The organism is Pedobacter cryoconitis (genome assembly GCF_014200595.1).
GTDB classification, from domain to species: domain Bacteria; phylum Bacteroidota; class Bacteroidia; order Sphingobacteriales; family Sphingobacteriaceae; genus Pedobacter; species Pedobacter cryoconitis_C.
Map to the genome: position 1 here is coordinate 1,442,628 of NZ_JACHCG010000001.1, position 16,152 is coordinate 1,458,779.

The following is a 16,152-nucleotide window of genomic DNA, read 5'->3' on the forward strand; positions in this document are numbered from 1 at the left end:
ATGAAAAATATCAAACAACTACTTTTAATCGCACTCATTTCGGTATCTGGAATGGCAGTTAAGGCACAGCAAATTAATGCTAATGAGGCGGCGGCGGCTTCCGGGACAAAGGAATCTTTTTTAACACTGGCTGATTTTGAAGTTAAATCTAAAGTGACTGGTGCACAGGTTGTGGATGCCAGAACTGCTGAAGAGTTTAGTCAAAATCATTTAAAAGGGGCGATCAATATTGATCCTGCGTCAACCGGGTATGCGAAAGCAGTGGACGCGCTGGTTAAAGACAAACCTGTTTTCGTTTATTCTATAGCCAATGGCCGGAGCGTGTCTGTGGCAAAAGAACTAAGAGCTAAAGGTTTTAAAGAAGTTCATGTTTTGCCGGGTGGGATTGCGAACTGGATTGGTTCAGGATATCCTATTGTGAGTACGACTAAAAAAGGGCTGGCACTATCTTCAGCACAGTTTAAAACCTTAAGTGAATCTTCGGAACTGGTTTTAGTTGACTTTGGTTCTAAATATTGTGGTGCTTGTAAAAAACTGATACCGGTGCTTGATTCTCTGGAAAAACAGCAGGGCTTTAAAGCCAAAGTAATCCGGATTGAAGCCTATGACAATACTTTGTTGCTTAAAGAATTAAAGGTTAGTCAACTGCCGACCCTGGTTTTGTATCAGGGTGGAAAACAGGTTTGGAGAAAAGCAGGATTATCATCCACAGCAGAAATAGAAAAAATTATAAATACGAAAAGACATGAGTAAGAAACAAATAATTGCTTTGGTCACTATCATGGCCGGGTTAGGTTATACAGCTGGTTATGCGCAGAATATTACGCAGCAGCAAGAGGCTTTTAAAGGGGTAATCGGCAGGACCCTTGCCGAATCGAAAGAATCGTGGACTAAGCCACAGACGGCTCCAAAAGGAGCGCCAAATGTAGTTTGGGTGTTGCTGGATGATGTCGGTTTCGGCGCAACCAGTACCTTGGGAGGAGTTATCAATACACCTACTTTTGATACTTTGGCGAATGAAGGATTAAGGTATACTAATTTTCATACTACAGCAATTTGTGCACCTACACGTTCGGCACTATTGACCGGAAGGAATAGTCACTCGGTTCATGAAGGTGGCTTTTCTCATGTAGCGATGTCCGCTGGTTTTCCGGGTTATGACGGCAGAATTCCTTCAGATAAAGGAACAATAGCAGAAATTCTCCGTGAAAGCGGGTATAATACATTTGCAGTGGGGAAATATGGATTGACCCCTGATGAAGATGCATCGGATGCAGGGCCATTTGACAGATGGCCGCTGGGCAAAGGTTTCGACCATTTCTTCGGCTTTTTAGGTTCAGCTACAGACCAGTATAAGCCTGATTTAGTAGAAGATAACGCACATGTTAAACCTGATGGCAGACACTTAAATGAGCAGATTACAGATAAAGCGATCAGCTTTATTGACAGACAGCAGCAGGCAAAATCTGGTAAACCTTTTTTCCTGTATTATGCGCCGGGTGCAACACATTCTCCTCATCAGGTAGCCACGGAATGGAGCGATCTGTATAAAGGTAAATTTGATAAAGGCTGGGATGTATTCAGAGAAGAAGTCTTCAACAGACAGAAAAAACTGGGTATTATTCCTGCGAATGCTGTATTACCGGAACGTAATCAGAATATTAAAGCATGGAATAAGCTAACGGTGGAAGAAAAGAAATTATATACCCGCTTTATGGAAGTATATGCTGGTTATCTGACTTATACAGATCATGAAGTTGGCCGGTTGATTGCGCATCTGAAAGAGATCAAACAGCTGGATAATACACTGGTCTTTGTAATTATTGGCGATAATGGCGCAAGTAAAGAGGGGACTTTGAACGGAACCATTGACTTACAGCGCGCTGCTTCTGCAAAATTGACTTTGCAAGAGTCGCTGAAACATAATACAGAAGTAATCAGTGAGATAGGAACGCCGGATGCTATTCAGGGGAATTATCCTCTGGGCTGGGCACAAGCTTTAAATACTCCTTTTAAACAGTGGAAACAAGATGCCGATTCAGAAGGAGGGACGCGTAATCCATTAATAGTTTACTATCCTAAAGGGATTAAAGATAAAGGAAGTATCCGCACACAATACAGCCACGTGATTGATCTTTTACCTACTACTTTAGAATATACCGGAATTAAAGCTCCTGACTATATCAGGGGGATAAAGCAGGATTCCATTCAGGGGACATCGCTGGTTTACTCTTTTGATGATGCAAAAGCGCCGGCAAGGCATCTTGTTCAGCATTATTACATATTTGGGGCAAGGTCAATTTATAATGATGGCTGGAAGGCGGCTTTACCTTACCATCCTGATTTGATTGATGTAGCGAACAATAAAGAAGGAATTCCGAAAAACTATAAAGAGAATGTTTGGGAATTGTATAATCTCAAAGAAGACTTTAACGAACGAATTAACCTGGCTAAAAAATATCCGGAGAAACTGGAAGAACTGAAGGCTTTATTTGAGGTTCAAGCCAAAAAGTATAACCTCTATCCGTATATCACCTGGGATGATGTGTACAACGGCAGAATTCATAAAAACTATTAATGTGATTAAAACCCCTGAAGAAGTTATCATTTGCGTCTTCAGGGGTTTATTATATGACACTAATCTTTTGAAGATTACAACCGGGCAATCGAAAAAGAATAAATATTTTTTTGTGGTGTAAGCGTATCAAAGATAAAATGAGGTAGAAGTTAAATTGGTTACAGGCTGATAAAGGCGCTTGTTGTGTTAAAAAATCTATGATTTATAGCGTATCAATTGTTTTTTAATTATTTGATATACAGTTAATTGTGATATTATTCTCTTGTTTATATCAATAAAACTCCTTTAAATTTATAGCAACCAATTTATAAACCAAATATTTATCTAATGAAAAAACAGACTACTAAAAGACAGTTGATGGCTAGTATAGTTTTGCTGGCAGTTTTATTCGGGACAGCTTGTAAAAAAGACGTCAATACAAACGAATCGGGGAACAAGGATCAGGAAGCTCCAACAACTGAAGTTAATGCGGTAAATGGAGATATCAATCTGAACTGGGAAAACCGGACCAACGGCTCAACTTATACCAATTCACAGGCGGCCGCAGATTTTGGAAACATTTCGGGGTGGCAAGAATCCAGGGCTTTTGTGACTAATGGAAAAGACGGTTCTAATGGATTAAGAATTACTTTATTGCCAAATGCCCTTTCGGCGGCAGGCGGTTTGGTTGGAAATGTGAATTTGAGCCAGGGAACTGCTTACGAACTGGATTATGATGTAAAGTTTCATAGCAATTTCAATTTTAGCAGAGGAGGAAAGATCGGGTTCGGCTTCGCAATTGGTGAAGGGAATACTGGCGGAGATCCAGGATGGGACGGAAATGGTGGAACACTCCGTTTAATGTGGTATTCACCAAGTGCAGACCGGGTATTCTTTCAGCCTTATGTTTATCACAAAGATCAGCCTACCAAATTTGGCGATACTTATACCAAACGTTTCCCTGCAAGCGGATCTCTTCAAAAAGGGGTTTGGTATCATGTCCATATGTATGTGAAAAGCAATACAGGTTCTAGTACCAACGGACATGCTCAGATTATTATTAATGGACAAACCATTCTGGATAATGATATTCGCTGGACTACAAATGATAGTCAGAGATTAATCAATAAGCTTACATTCCACACTTTTAGAGGAGGAAGCCAGGAAGAATGGAAAGCAAATACTACAGATTATATCTATTACGATAATTTAGTTGTGAATAAAATCAATTAGTGCACTCAACTGGCCTGACTTTCATTGGTCAGGTCAGTTATTTGATTGTTAAATTGTTCATTGCAATTGATTATATTTAGTCATCCTGTGATTAACATCTTTACAATTTTTAATGACTAAACCTGTATTTATCTATTTTACAGGCCATTTGGTTAGAATCCTTGTGGTCATGTATTTGTCTTTAATGCTGACAACTGAACTGTCTTATGCACAAAAGATCATTTCTATCAATGATAAAGTCCCTCATTATATTTTTTCTTATGGGGAAATTGAGTATTTGGAAGATAGTACGAACACTTTAAAATTAACTGATATTTTAAAACCTGCTGTTCAGTCAAAATTTCTTATTAATGATAGATATACACCAAAAAACTATCACATTACCTCCGCTTACTGGTACAAGTTTAAAATAAAGCATTCCAAAGCGTCTGCTAAAAACTGGATACTGGAATTCTTTGATCAGTCAATTAATCATTTTGGATTATTTGTACCCGATAGCAATGGTCATTACCAGGCGCACTATTCCGGTACTGCCTATCCATTCAGTCAAAGAGAATATCAGCATAAGAACTTCATTTATGAACTTAACAATGATGCTGACGCAACGTTAACCTATTATGTAAGGATAAAATCGTCGCAATCAGTAAGTGCAATTATGGTGTTGAGAGATATCCGCTGGTTCGTGAAATATGCATTGAATGAATATCTGATTTTCGGACTTTTCTATGGCATGGTCATCGTTTTCAGTTTGTATAACCTGCTCATGTTTTTTGCGGTCAGACAGATGCAATATCTCTATTATGTATTGTATAACCTGAGTATTGGCCTGTACGAAATGAGCATTGATGGTATAGCTTTTCAATACTTGTGGCCAGACTGGCCTTTATGGAATGAATACGGAATCGGCTTTACCTTGTACTTAAGCAGTGTTTTCGCGCTGATGTTCACACTTAATTTTCTTTACGTCAAAGCTAAAGCTCCAAAGCTTTATCAATTAATTATCTGGATTATCATTTTACGCAGTTTGTTTTTTATAATCTGTCTGTTCAATACACATCTTTTCAGCTATAAACTAGTAGAACTGATCCCTTTACTGGTCGCTTATGGAACTGGTATTCATATTCTGAAAAACCGTTACCGTCCGGCGATGTTTTTCGTGATTGGTTATACATTTCTGGTTATTGGCTTCCTGATCAAGATCCTGTTGTTACTAAATGTACCCTGGATGCCCTATGGGCCATTTACTTACTATAGCCTGAGTTTCTGTTTTATATTTGAAATGATCCTCGTGTCTTTTGCCATTGGCGAGCGTGTAAGGACCTTGCGTAAAAATGAAAGTGAAGTGCAAAAAAGGATGATCCATCAATTAAAGGTAAATGAAAGTCTGAAAGATACTTTGAACAAGGAATTATCTACACTGGTTGATGAGCGTACGCAGGAAGTAAGGTTGAAAGCTTCTATCATTGAAAAACAGAATGAGGAAATCTCCTTAATGAATACGATGCTCGAAAAGGATAATCAGGAGCTGCATTTAAATATAGAGAAGGTTACCAAAGCCAGGGTCATGTCTGACCATGTTGATTTTGCAGAGTTCAGTAAGATTTATCCGGATAGGGAAACCTGTTTTAAATATCTTTCCGAGCTGAAATGGGCAAAAGGATATGCCTGCCGTAAATGTACGAATACGTTCTTTCTGGCTGGTTTTTTACCCTATAGCAGAAGATGTACCAAGTGTGGTTATGATGAATCAGTAATCGCCTATACTATTTTCCAAAATAGCAAGATCCCGATCAATAAAGCTTTTTATATGCTTTTTCTGGTATATTCTACAAAAGGGAAGATTTCTTCCCATAAACTCTCAGGATTATTGCTGATAAGGCAGAGCACATGCTGGGCGTATAACAGTAAGATGCAGAAGATACTGGAAGAACGTAAAAAAGAGTTAAAGGCTAGCGGAGAAGGAGGATGGAGTAAATTGGTGCTTGATCCGAACCCGTCTTAACGGCTATAATTTCACCTGCCTGATGATGTTTTTAATGTTCAATTCTACAATATCAGTCATCGTTTTACAGCTCAGGTAATTCTGATCAGCAAAATGTTCTGACATTCCTTTTTTCAGTGTTTCTATGTTTTCTGGTGTGGTTAGTATCTCCATATTGGAGACATCCCGTAAATCAGTCAGCCGATGGCGTTCACTACGGACGCGGTGTAAGATCGAAGATTTCTCTTCCTGTTGATATTGCAGGAAAGTCTTATCAGATAATTGTTCCATACACATCTTTACATAAGGAAGGTTCTCTTTAAAGAACTGTGCAAGGTATACTTTGATATTTCCCTCATAAAATTGCTGATCAAAGTCAATGGCTCTGATCCTGAACTGAATGTCGTCAAAGTCGGGTGTGATCTGTACTACGAAATTATAAGCCCGCATATCGCCTAATAACATGACTAAACAACGTTCGTTGAATTTCACAAATTCTTTTGCAATACGGGTAGGGTTATATTCAGGATTGTGCAAATACATCTTTGCGAAAACATCTCCTGGTATTCCGGCTACATGCTCTTCAATTAGTGTTTCTCCATCTACAAGATAATTGACCTGGTTTGGTGACAGGATTTCTTCCAGCTCCAGACCGTAAATCCGGGATGCATCTGCTTTTTTAACATAAAAATAGTCATAGACATCATTTAAACGGTTTACAATTTTAATCCGGAAAGGATGTGTATTACCAAAAGTGCAATATTCGATTTTCTCGATATATTTATGCTGTACAATACGCAGGTTACCAGATGCTTTTAAATTGGCATAAATAACTTTCAGGCCATTATGTAACTGCTCAATCCTGTCTGCGGGATAGATCGGCCCTTCCCAAAGGGAGTCTTTGCCATATTTATCCATAATCGGATAAGCCTCGTTAAAAACTAACAAATCGTTGTAAGTGATTGGAAGTTTTGAATCCCGCTGATAAGTTCTCAAATACTTTTGCAAAGCAGGTGTGACTGGGAAAATAGGTTTCTTACGGGATATTTTTACATCATTAGGTTCCATGCATTCGCTGATTTTAGAAAGAACTATTTAACCATTTTTTTAAACTTACTGATTTATCCCGGCTCACCAAAATGGCGGTATCATTTGCGGGGATCAGTTCAATTTTCAATTTACCGTTGAATGACTGATAAATTTTATGAATAGATTTGACAGACACAATATATTGGCGGCTGATCCTGAAAAAGTCCTGCGGATTTAACTCTTGTTCCAGCTCTTCCAGTGTTTCTTCAATCATATAATGCTGACCCTGGTGGGTAGTCAGGTAATTCTTTTTATTCTCAGAAGTGAAATAAGCTATATCTGTGGTGATCACTGGTACAAACATATCCCGGTAGGCGACCAGAAACCGGGAGCGGTAAACGTGTGCTTTGACTTCGATTTTCTGAAGGATTTCCTGCATTCCGGAATGATCTGCTTTACCGATCATATTTTTAACCTTACGAATGCTGTTTTCGAGTTTATTTGCTTCAAGTGGTTTTAAAAGGTAATCAATTCCATTGACTTCAAAAGCCCGGAGCGCATATTCATCATAAGCGGTAATAAAGATAACTTGTGACTGGAGCTGAACCTGGTTAAAAATCTCAAAACTTAGTCCGTCTGTTAAACGGATATCCATGCAGATTAAATCCGGATGCTCGTTTTCACTCAGCCATTGTATACTCGCCCTGATTGTTTGTAACTGACCAGTAATTTGTATGGTGTCATCTATTTTAGTCAGCATTTCTTTTAACCGGACTGCATTCGGAAGCTCATCTTCTATAATTAAAACGCTCAGCATGTATTAAGTTTTTTTATTGACCAACAAGGGTATTTTGACTTCGAAATAGTGTTCTTCTGTATTGATTACAGGTATTCCATCACCTAACAGCAAGTATCGTTCCCGGATATTCTTCAAACCCAGTTGTGAACCTGGTTCGCTGGAAACTTTAACGGATTTGTTGTTTCTGACTACGATCCATTTATTTTCCAATGGGTAGATAGCTATCTTTAATGGGGATTCCAGCGAGAAAGAATTGTGTTTAATCGCATTTTCAATAAGCAGCTGGAGTGTTAAAGGAGCAATACCTTTATCACTTAATTCTTCCAGATTGGAAATATTAACCTGTATAGCCTCACCATACCTGGTCTGATATAAAAATAAATAAGCATGGATAAATTCAAGTTCGGCTTTGATAGAAATGATATTTTGTGGCCGGTTATTCAACATATACCTGTAAATCGATGATAGTTTAATCACGTAATCAACTGATCGTGCAGGGTGATCAGGAATAAGCGAGGCCAGTGTACTTAAATTATTGAATAGAAAGTGCGGATCTAATTGAAGTTTTAAAGCATCCAGTTGTGCCTGGGTTGCATGTTGCCTCATAATGGAGGTTTCCAGCTGTATATCTTTCCATTTATGGAAAAAGTGTTCGGCAGCAAATACAGCTGTGGCTAACAAAGAAAAGATAAAACTGAAGATAATAATCTGGCGGAACAAGAGCTGATCGGCCGTAAATTTACTAGGAAGCTCAATCTGGAAAATGGGAATAAGCGTAATAGAAACCAGGGAGATATGCAAAAGAAACTGCACAACAAACCTGGTCATGATTTTCTTTTCCCAGGGAAGTTTCCTGTTCAGTCTTAAGGTAAGCTGTATACCTGTTTCAAATAACAGGGCAGCATAAGACATCGTTAACAATACGTCTACGAAAATGAAATCCAAAAAAGAAAACTGTCTCCAGCTGTGAATGGAACGCTCGTAAGGATTAATTAAGAAAAATAACAGGATGAGGATTAAACCAAAACTGGGATATCCATAGAGCCTGAATGATCTGTAGCTGGTAGTTGACATCTATACAAAAATAGGTTAAGCATTGCGATAAATGTCATTGATAATGGATCAATATTTATAAAAATATTAATCCACAGCTTAGCAATACAACTAAGCCCAATAAAATAACCGGTGCTAATTTAATCAGATCATATATTTTCCTTACCGATGATGTTGTGCCCGCTTTCAGATTCATATGCGTGTCTCCTTTATAATATCTATTTAATGAGACAAATATCAATGTATATCTGCTTGAATTTTTCTTCAAACTACCCAGTTCGCAAAAATTCAGGCTGAAATTACGAGAATCGCGACTCAATTCTCTTGACTACAAAGAGAGAGATTATCTAAAGTCTATTTAGACTGATTACAGATAATGTATATCTTTGCCGGTGTTATTATTACACTTACTCATATCATATTAGTTGATGAAATTTTTACTGACTACACTTTTAGCACTGGTTTTTTATACCGCTTTTTCCCAAAAAACCCAAACCACAGGAAATATATCTGGTACAGTTTTACTGGTTGACGGCCAGCCGGCCGGATCAATTTCAGTTTCTTTAATTGACCTGGCTAAACACACATTGACCGATGAACACGGTCATTATTCTTTTAATAAAATTAGCCCCGGTAAACATACGATCAGAATTCAGATGTTAGGTGCCGCTCAAAAAGATCTGGCTGTAACAGTTATTGCAGCACAAACCATAAAAGCTGATTATCAGTTAAGCAAAGAAAATGTTCAGGCATTGCAAGAAGTTATCATTGGCGGTACATCGAATAAATTCTCTAAGAAAGAGAGTGTTTATTCAGCACGCCTTCCTTTGAAAAACCTGGAAAACCCACAAGTTTATATCTCTATTCCAAAAGAGCTTATTCAAGAACAATTAGCAGTTGATCTGGGCAGCATCTCTAAAAATGTTCCTGGCTCTGGAATTCCAATGCTGGCGAACCAGGGGAGGGTAACTTTCCGTTCCCGTGGTTTTGAAACTGAACCTATGGTGAGAAACGGAGTCGCTGGCTTTGCTTATACTGCCATAGACCCTGCTAATTTGGAGCGTATAGAGGCTATTAAAGGGCCTTCGGCTACTTTATTTGGAAATAACCTGTCCAGCTATGGTGGCTTATTCAACCGGGTAACCAAGAAACCATATAATGGGGTAGGTGGTGAAATTTCCTTATTTGGTGGTAGCTGGGATTATAAAAGAATGGCTTTTGACATCAATACACCATTAAATGCAGACAAAACGGTATTATTCCGTTTAAATGGTGCAGGCACTTATGAAAACAATTTTCAGGATGCGGGATACACCAAGAGCTTTAGCGTTGCGCCAAGTTTTTCTTATCAGATTACAGACAAACTTTCCATGTTGTTTGATGTGGAATATGGACAAGCTGAAGGGACATCGGTTGTCCGTTTTAACCCTTATACAAAGACAGATCCAGCTTCTAAAGTTGTCAAAGTGCAAAATATCAGGGATATGGGATTTCCGTATGACAAGCTGTTCGGAAATAATGACTTAGCCTACAGAACACAGATGGTAAACGTATTTGCACAGTTTAATTATAAAATGTCTGAAAATTGGACTTCGCAAACTGTGATGTCCAGATCCAGCACTGCAATCAGAGGATATATTTCGGCCTTGAACGGCGTATCCGATACTGAGTTAACTGCGCTGGTGATGCGAGGTTATACTTCATTTATTGCAACAGACATTCAACAAAACTTTACAGGAGACTTCAAGATTGGATCACACCGTAACCGGTTGGTTGTTGGTCTTGATTTTTATAACAATACGAATACTTTTGATAGGGTTCAGGTAACGGGGCCAAAGGTTAATTTCGTTAATCCTGGTAATAATGCCGGGATCAGCAAAAAGATTATTGATGACCTGGCACCTACTAAAGCCGGAAAAATAAGAAATGAAGCTAATGCAGATAATAGTTATGCGGTTTATGCATCTGATGTTTTTAATATCAATGAAAGGCTCCTGGCCATGGTAAGTCTTCGTTTAGATCGTTATCAGGCTGACGGGACAACAGTAGTGGCTACAGACGTTAATACCGGAGCTTTTGGTCAGACGGCGCTTTCTCCTAAATTAGGATTGGTTTATCAGGTAGTTAAAGACCGGGTGTCTTTATTTGGAAGTTATATGAACTCTTTTACCAATAAAAACGGGACTAAGATTAACGGAGATATGGTCAAACCAGAACAGGCAAACCAGGTAGAAATGGGCGTTAAAGGTGATCTGTTTAATCATAAATTAGTGGGTACAATCAGTTATTATGATATCAAAGTAAAAGATATTGTTCGTCCTGATGTGGCTAATAATACTTATAGTATTCAGGATGGAGATCAAAAAAGCAGGGGAGTAGAAATTGAACTGACTGCAAACCCATTTCCCGGATTTAATATTATTGCTGGTTATGCTTATAATGATAGTAAGGCTATAGGGGGAAGTCCAGATACAGAGGGCTTAAGACCTGCTTTATCAGGCCCCGATAAAATGGTCAACTTCTGGTTGAGTTACAAATTTCCGCAAGGAGCATTGAAAGGTTTTGGAGCTGGTTTTGGTGGGAACTCTGGAAGTTCATCTTATCAAACCAATACGAAAACTTCTAAAGTGATTATCCCTGGCTATACGATGTTTGATGCGACTGTATTTTATGATCAGCGTCGTTTCAGAATCGGGGTTAAAGTTGATAACCTGACCAGTGAAAAAGCCTGGTCTGTACGTTTAACACCACAAAGTCCGGCACGTTACCTGGCCAACCTGACCTTGAAATTCTAAATTAATTACAGTTTGTTAGTTAATCAACTAACAAACTGTAATTACAACGGTATCTGATACTGGTGTAAGGCAAACCTTTATAATTACCCGGCTTTGCTAAATTATAATCCTGTCTGATAATATATAAGCCCTTCATTACAGGCATAAAAGCAGCTTCACCATGGGCGTCGGTTTCAATTGATTTCTCCCAGTTCTGTGGATTAAATACCCGTAGTTTCGTCCCATTAGCAGCCGGATTTCCATTGTTAAAGGCTCTGACGATAATCATTTGATCTTTTGTAGCAGTAACAATATCTAAAAACTGAACAGGCTTTTCTACATAGCCCGTATGCTCAACAGTATAAGCTGCACATAAATAGTCGATAGGGCGTACATTCTTTCCGCCAGTTTTAGAACGATCTACAACCGGAAGAGACTCGTTGAGTGCTAAAATCTGGTAAACTCCCTTTTCCTGAGGAATAAAAGTTCCTTCCCAGCAGTCTGTTTTAGGGGAGATGCTGACAACGGTGTGTTTACCTTTTTCATCTATAACCGTGACCTTAAAATCACCAAGCTCAGCAAGTTCCGGCCCGGTTTCCCGGTGACGGATATTGTACTGATCAATTTCACCAAAACAGATTTGGATCTGCACAGGCTGATTTACTTTTCCAGAGCCCTTAATCGCAAACCAATAGCCATGTGCCTGGCTAATCAATGGTAAACAGCTCAAAAAGAATAACAGGCTGTAAATAATTCTTTTTATCATGCGCGCAAAGGTAAATATTTCATAGCTGAGATAGGGGTATTGCAGCTAAATCGCGTTTACCGAATTATAAAAGCTATTTAAGCAGCTTCTTAAACTTTAAAAAACAATTATATGAAATTAAAAATCCTGTTATCATTGATCGTAACGACGCTCTTATTCAGTTGTAACCCTTTCAAAAATAATGAGATTAACAAAGTGATTAATGCATTCTATACGCAGCACAAAGGGCCGTTCGAGGATGTAGACAAAACCTTACTCTCCACAGGTTTATCCTCTTTAGTGAACAAAGCAATTGCAGAAGAAGTTAAGTCTGTAGAAGAACTCAAAGCTTTAAAATCAACAGACAAGCCAGCTAAGATCGAAGGTGATATTTTTACCAGTCTGTCAGAAAGCTTCACCTCTTATGAGATCGGGAAAACCAGTATCTATGACGATAAAGCCACTGTCCAGATCGAATTTACCAATAATAAGGCTGGTACTGAAACGTGGAAAGACGATATAGAATTGATTAAAGAAAATGGCGCCTGGAAAATTGATAATGTCCGGTTTAAAGGTGAACGCGCTTTTGGGAAAAGTACTAAAGATGTTTTATCGCAGTTCCTGACCCCAATTACCGCAGTAAGTTCGGATGCTGATGATCAGCGGTGCAGGCTGTGTGCTGGTCATCAATATCAATGGAGCAACCTTAAAAAAGGATGTGTTCGTGTGCTTGAACTGCCTTTTAAATTAAGAAGTATGGATAAAACTTCCACAGCAAGTGTCATCTTCTCCGATGATCAGAGAAAAGCAGAAGTATTTACAAAAAATACAAGTTGGGTACTCAACAAAAAGTCTTTAACAGCCTATGAAACCGAGGCTTCTGATAAAGGTGTATTTCTGGAAAAAAGAAATAATGTCTGGAGACTTGGAGAGTTGAAAAACGGTAAGACGATCTATTCAGGACACGTAGAATAAAAATTATACCTGCTAAAACAAACCCCCTATACCGATGAAAACCAAAATTCTGTTCTCAATTATTACTGCTGTAATTTTATCCGGCTGTACTAATTCTAAAAGCAATAGTGCAGCAAAGGCTGTAAATGCATTTTATAAAAATTATGAAGGCCCTTTTGAAGAGGTAAACAAGACCTTACTTTCAAGAGAACTCGCCACGCTGATCGACAAAGCAATTAAATTTGAAAATCAGTCGGCTGCTGAATTGAAAGCGGCAAAGTCAACAGATAAACCAGCCATGATAGAAGGTGATATCTTTACAAGTTTGTATGAGAGTTATACTTCTTTTAAAATAGTGCGCGTAAAAACTGATGGTGATCTGGCCACAGTACGGGTAGAATTCACAAACCACCGGGAAGGTGATATTGTCTGGACAGATGAAGTGCAGCTGATCAGGCAAAATGGAAATTGGAAAATAGATGATGTACGTTACGGATTAAAAAATGTAACCCATCCAAACCTTAAAAAGGGATTGTCGGATTTCCTGGCTCCAGAGCCTGTAGTAAACGAAAGTTAGCACCCTTCAAGAGAACTAAAAGATAGAAAAACGATTTATTTGATAAATAAAGTTATTGTGTTATCATTCAAATACTTATAGGTTAATTACGGTGATATTATTTATTGTCCTGTCTGAATAATTGCTTATATTAGATAGTAGTATTTTTAGCTAAAAACCAAATATTAAGCTTATGAAAACCAAAATTCTATTTTTTCCTCTTATTGTTATTACACTTTTATTCAGTTGTAACAATTCTCAAAGTAATGGGATCACTAAGGTGGTTAACACATTTTACAAATATTACAAAGGCAAGTATGTCGGTGCTGATAAAGGGCTGCTTTCGGCCTCATTAGCCGTATTGATTGACAAAGCGCTTGAAAAAGAAGCTGCATCAGCAGCAGAGGTCAGGGCTTCAAAATCAACGGACAAGCCAGCGACGATCGATGGTGATATTTTTACCAGTCAGCATGAAGGGTATACCGGATTTAAAATTGGTGAAACTAAGGTTGAAGGAGATAAAGCTGTTGTCACTGTAGAGTTCACCAATAAGAACGCAAACGTTAAAACATGGAAAGATGATATTGTAGTCATTAAAGAGAATGGCGCCTGGAAGATTGATAATGTCAATTATAAAGGAGATGCAGGTGCTGGCAAAAATATCAAAGCAGTGCTAACGCAATTCTCATCGGCTTCAGCTGCACCTGGTATGATGGTAGGCGGAGATTCAGATGCTCATGGTTGTAAAGCTTCTGCTGGCTATACCTGGAGCGTACTTAAGAAGAACTGTATCCGTGCGTTTGAGTTACCTTTGAAACTATCAAACCCTTCTGGAAGTACAATGGCTGGGGTTGCCTTTTCAGAGGATAAAAAGCAGGCTGAAGTATTTGCTAAGGAAGGTAGTTTTATCCTGACCCAAAAAGCTGAAAACTCTTATACAAGTACAACTCCTGATGGGGGGATGTTCCTGAAAAAAGGAAACGGCATCTGGGAGTTTGGTACATTAAAAGACGGAAAAGCCCTGTATGCTGAGCGCAAAAAATAATACTTATACTTTAAATAACGGCTTTATGCTGATCTGATAAAAAGCCTGTCCTCAACCTGTGGACGGGCTTTTTTGTGCCTCTGAATGGCCTTAAATAAGCTTATCAATTGATTAACAGTAGTGTAATATTGACACCAATGATGAGTTTCTTGATAAAAATGCTTAATTTTTCACAAAAAAGCAGCCATGGGAGAACAGATCATATCAAAAGTAATCGGAACTTTAACTGAAGATGACAGCCTTCCGGATTGGTGGATAGGGGAAGAAATTGAGATCCCGTTTTTTGATCATGAAAAGGTAGGCATCAGTTTTACCGATTATGACAGGGAGCATGATGAAACCTTTTTAGTGGAGGCTGATGATGCTTTGCAACATTTTCTGGCGTTGACTTCCGCAGACAGGAAAGCGGTGACCCACCTCGTTTATAAATACTGTTTAGATTTCCTTGAATTAGCGGAGCCAGATGAAGCAGATGATGATTTAAGGGCAATTACAGATGAAAATGAGATCTGGAAATTCGTGCAGCCTACAGAAATTTATGTGACAAGGCGGTTGTATGAACAAGAAGACCTCTATGTTCAGGTTGCTTGTGCATGTGATTGGGATCAGGAACATGGGTTACAGTTAGTTTTCAGACAAGGAAAAAAACTGACCAGGGTTAGTGGTCAGGATGGTCATTTAACCGAAGCTGATGCGTATGGCAAACCCGATAGTGAAGACTTTTTATTGTCTCAATTTTGATTCTACTCCTGGTCTGTCTTTTTTATATATCCTTTTAATACGCTGTCATCAATCAGTTTTTCAGTAAAATCCCATATTGTTTTAGATCCATGCTCAATTTTACCAGTTTTCTCCATCACGGTGTGATAAGGTACATTATGCTCAGTCCAGGTACCGCCCTGGTTAGACACATTCTGTAAAATTGGCTCAAATCTATCCATAGAACGTGCGAACCTGGCCTCTGCTGTATCTCCTGTTTCAAACTCTTCCCAAATTGCAATAAATTCCTCTGCTTGTTTTGCAGGCAATAAACCAAATATTCTTTCTGCTGCTTTACGTTCAGCCTCTGTATTGTCGTGATTTACAATAGTATCATAAAGAAAAACATCGCCCGAATCAATCTCTACCAGGTCGTGAATCAGCAACATTTTTAAAACCTTTAAAATATCTACCGGCTCATTGGAGTGTTCTGCTAATGTAAGTGCCATCATAGCCAGGTGCCAGCTGTGTTCTGCATCATTTTCTCTGCGGTCACTGTTAAAAAGGCGGGTTTTTCTTTGAATGTATTTAAGCTTGTCGATTTCGTGGATAAAAGCAACTTGCTGAAGTAATATATCTAAATTCATGATGATAAAAATCTTTGTCAAATATAGAAATGGAAAACGGTTATCAGGATATCCGGCAAGAGTTTTCTAATTTAAAGCGC

General features: G+C 38.5%; 14 protein-coding genes. 9 read left to right on the top strand and 5 right to left on the bottom strand.

Annotated elements, in window-relative coordinates; translation table 11 throughout:
- The 4 genes from HDE70_RS05930 (at position 1) to HDE70_RS05945 (ending at position 5,792) form a co-directional block, all read left to right on the top strand.
- Positions 1-753, top strand: a complete 753-nt coding sequence (locus HDE70_RS05930) for a thioredoxin domain-containing protein (RefSeq protein ID WP_183888703.1) — start codon at positions 1-3, stop codon at positions 751-753.
- Positions 746-2,578 (top strand): arylsulfatase, encoded by a 1,833-nt coding sequence (locus HDE70_RS05935; RefSeq protein ID WP_183888705.1) that lies wholly within the window; start codon positions 746-748, stop codon positions 2,576-2,578. Before HDE70_RS05930 ends, HDE70_RS05935 begins: the two co-directional genes overlap by 8 nt.
- Before the next feature lie 327 nt (positions 2,579-2,905).
- Positions 2,906-3,790: a polysaccharide lyase gene (locus tag HDE70_RS05940; RefSeq protein ID WP_183869154.1), complete on the top strand. Its 885-nt coding sequence runs from the start codon at positions 2,906-2,908 to the stop codon at positions 3,788-3,790.
- A gap of 112 nt (positions 3,791-3,902) precedes the next feature.
- A complete protein-coding gene (locus HDE70_RS05945) occupies positions 3,903-5,792 on the top strand; it encodes a 7TM diverse intracellular signaling domain-containing protein (RefSeq protein ID WP_183888707.1) in 1,890 nt (629 codons plus the stop codon).
- A 3-nt stretch (positions 5,793-5,795) separates the two neighbouring features.
- On the opposite strand, the gene HDE70_RS05950 is transcribed toward HDE70_RS05945, so the two are convergent.
- The 3 genes from HDE70_RS05950 to HDE70_RS05960 are packed head-to-tail and all read right to left on the bottom strand — an operon-like array spanning position 5,796 to position 8,673.
- Positions 5,796-6,839, bottom strand: coding sequence for a hypothetical protein (locus HDE70_RS05950; RefSeq protein ID WP_183869152.1), 1,044 nt, complete (start codon positions 6,837-6,839; stop codon positions 5,796-5,798).
- 13 nt (positions 6,840-6,852) lie between these two features.
- On the bottom strand, positions 6,853-7,617 hold the full coding sequence (locus HDE70_RS05955; protein WP_183888709.1) for a LytR/AlgR family response regulator transcription factor: 765 nt from the start codon (positions 7,615-7,617) through the stop codon (positions 6,853-6,855).
- Positions 7,618-7,620: 3 nt separating this feature from the next.
- Positions 7,621-8,673, bottom strand: coding sequence for a sensor histidine kinase (locus HDE70_RS05960; protein WP_183888711.1), 1,053 nt, complete (start codon positions 8,671-8,673; stop codon positions 7,621-7,623).
- A gap of 407 nt (positions 8,674-9,080) precedes the next feature.
- Here HDE70_RS05960 and HDE70_RS05965 point away from each other — a divergent pair, with 407 nt between their 5' ends.
- Positions 9,081-11,447: a TonB-dependent receptor gene (locus HDE70_RS05965; protein WP_183888713.1), complete on the top strand. Its 2,367-nt coding sequence runs from the start codon at positions 9,081-9,083 to the stop codon at positions 11,445-11,447.
- Between the two features lie 19 nt (positions 11,448-11,466).
- Here the strand turns inward: HDE70_RS05965 and HDE70_RS05970 are convergent, their stop codons facing one another.
- Positions 11,467-12,192: a hypothetical protein gene (locus HDE70_RS05970; protein WP_183888715.1), complete on the bottom strand. Its 726-nt coding sequence runs from the start codon at positions 12,190-12,192 to the stop codon at positions 11,467-11,469.
- A 111-nt stretch (positions 12,193-12,303) separates the two neighbouring features.
- Between HDE70_RS05970 and HDE70_RS05975 the strand changes: the two genes are divergently transcribed.
- The 4 genes from HDE70_RS05975 to HDE70_RS05990 all read left to right on the top strand — a co-directional run bounded on the left by HDE70_RS05975 (position 12,304) and on the right by HDE70_RS05990 (position 15,467).
- Positions 12,304-13,146, top strand: coding sequence for a DUF3828 domain-containing protein (locus tag HDE70_RS05975; protein ID WP_183869147.1), 843 nt, complete (start codon positions 12,304-12,306; stop codon positions 13,144-13,146).
- A gap of 34 nt (positions 13,147-13,180) precedes the next feature.
- Positions 13,181-13,702: a DUF3828 domain-containing protein gene (locus HDE70_RS05980; protein WP_183869146.1), complete on the top strand. Its 522-nt coding sequence runs from the start codon at positions 13,181-13,183 to the stop codon at positions 13,700-13,702.
- Positions 13,703-13,874: 172 nt separating this feature from the next.
- Positions 13,875-14,726 (top strand): DUF3828 domain-containing protein, encoded by an 852-nt coding sequence (locus HDE70_RS05985; protein ID WP_183888717.1) that lies wholly within the window; start codon positions 13,875-13,877, stop codon positions 14,724-14,726.
- Between the two features lie 186 nt (positions 14,727-14,912).
- Positions 14,913-15,467, top strand: a complete 555-nt coding sequence (locus HDE70_RS05990; RefSeq protein WP_183869144.1) for a DUF6985 domain-containing protein — start codon at positions 14,913-14,915, stop codon at positions 15,465-15,467.
- A 2-nt stretch (positions 15,468-15,469) separates the two neighbouring features.
- On the opposite strand, the gene HDE70_RS05995 is transcribed toward HDE70_RS05990, so the two are convergent.
- Positions 15,470-16,072, bottom strand: coding sequence for an HD domain-containing protein (locus tag HDE70_RS05995; protein ID WP_183888719.1), 603 nt, complete (start codon positions 16,070-16,072; stop codon positions 15,470-15,472).
- Positions 16,073-16,152 lie beyond the last annotated feature (80 nt).

Excerpts from the sequence above, each read along its gene's own strand:
- HDE70_RS05930 (WP_183888703.1), top strand. The coding sequence starts at position 1 with ATGAAAAATATCAAACAACTACTTTTAATCGCACTCATTTCGGTATCT.
- HDE70_RS05935 (WP_183888705.1), top strand. The coding sequence starts at position 746 with ATGAGTAAGAAACAAATAATTGCTTTGGTCACTATCATGGCCGGGTTA.
- HDE70_RS05940 (WP_183869154.1), top strand. The coding sequence starts at position 2,906 with ATGAAAAAACAGACTACTAAAAGACAGTTGATGGCTAGTATAGTTTTG.
- HDE70_RS05945 (WP_183888707.1), top strand. The coding sequence starts at position 3,903 with ATGACTAAACCTGTATTTATCTATTTTACAGGCCATTTGGTTAGAATC.
- HDE70_RS05950 (WP_183869152.1), bottom strand. The coding sequence starts at position 6,839 with ATGGAACCTAATGATGTAAAAATATCCCGTAAGAAACCTATTTTCCCA.
- HDE70_RS05955 (WP_183888709.1), bottom strand. The coding sequence starts at position 7,617 with ATGCTGAGCGTTTTAATTATAGAAGATGAGCTTCCGAATGCAGTCCGG.
- HDE70_RS05960 (WP_183888711.1), bottom strand. The coding sequence starts at position 8,673 with ATGTCAACTACCAGCTACAGATCATTCAGGCTCTATGGATATCCCAGT.
- HDE70_RS05965 (WP_183888713.1), top strand. The coding sequence starts at position 9,081 with ATGAAATTTTTACTGACTACACTTTTAGCACTGGTTTTTTATACCGCT.
- HDE70_RS05970 (WP_183888715.1), bottom strand. The coding sequence starts at position 12,192 with ATGATAAAAAGAATTATTTACAGCCTGTTATTCTTTTTGAGCTGTTTA.
- HDE70_RS05975 (WP_183869147.1), top strand. The coding sequence starts at position 12,304 with ATGAAATTAAAAATCCTGTTATCATTGATCGTAACGACGCTCTTATTC.
- HDE70_RS05980 (WP_183869146.1), top strand. The coding sequence starts at position 13,181 with ATGAAAACCAAAATTCTGTTCTCAATTATTACTGCTGTAATTTTATCC.
- HDE70_RS05985 (WP_183888717.1), top strand. The coding sequence starts at position 13,875 with ATGAAAACCAAAATTCTATTTTTTCCTCTTATTGTTATTACACTTTTA.
- HDE70_RS05990 (WP_183869144.1), top strand. The coding sequence starts at position 14,913 with ATGGGAGAACAGATCATATCAAAAGTAATCGGAACTTTAACTGAAGAT.
- HDE70_RS05995 (WP_183888719.1), bottom strand. The coding sequence starts at position 16,072 with ATGAATTTAGATATATTACTTCAGCAAGTTGCTTTTATCCACGAAATC.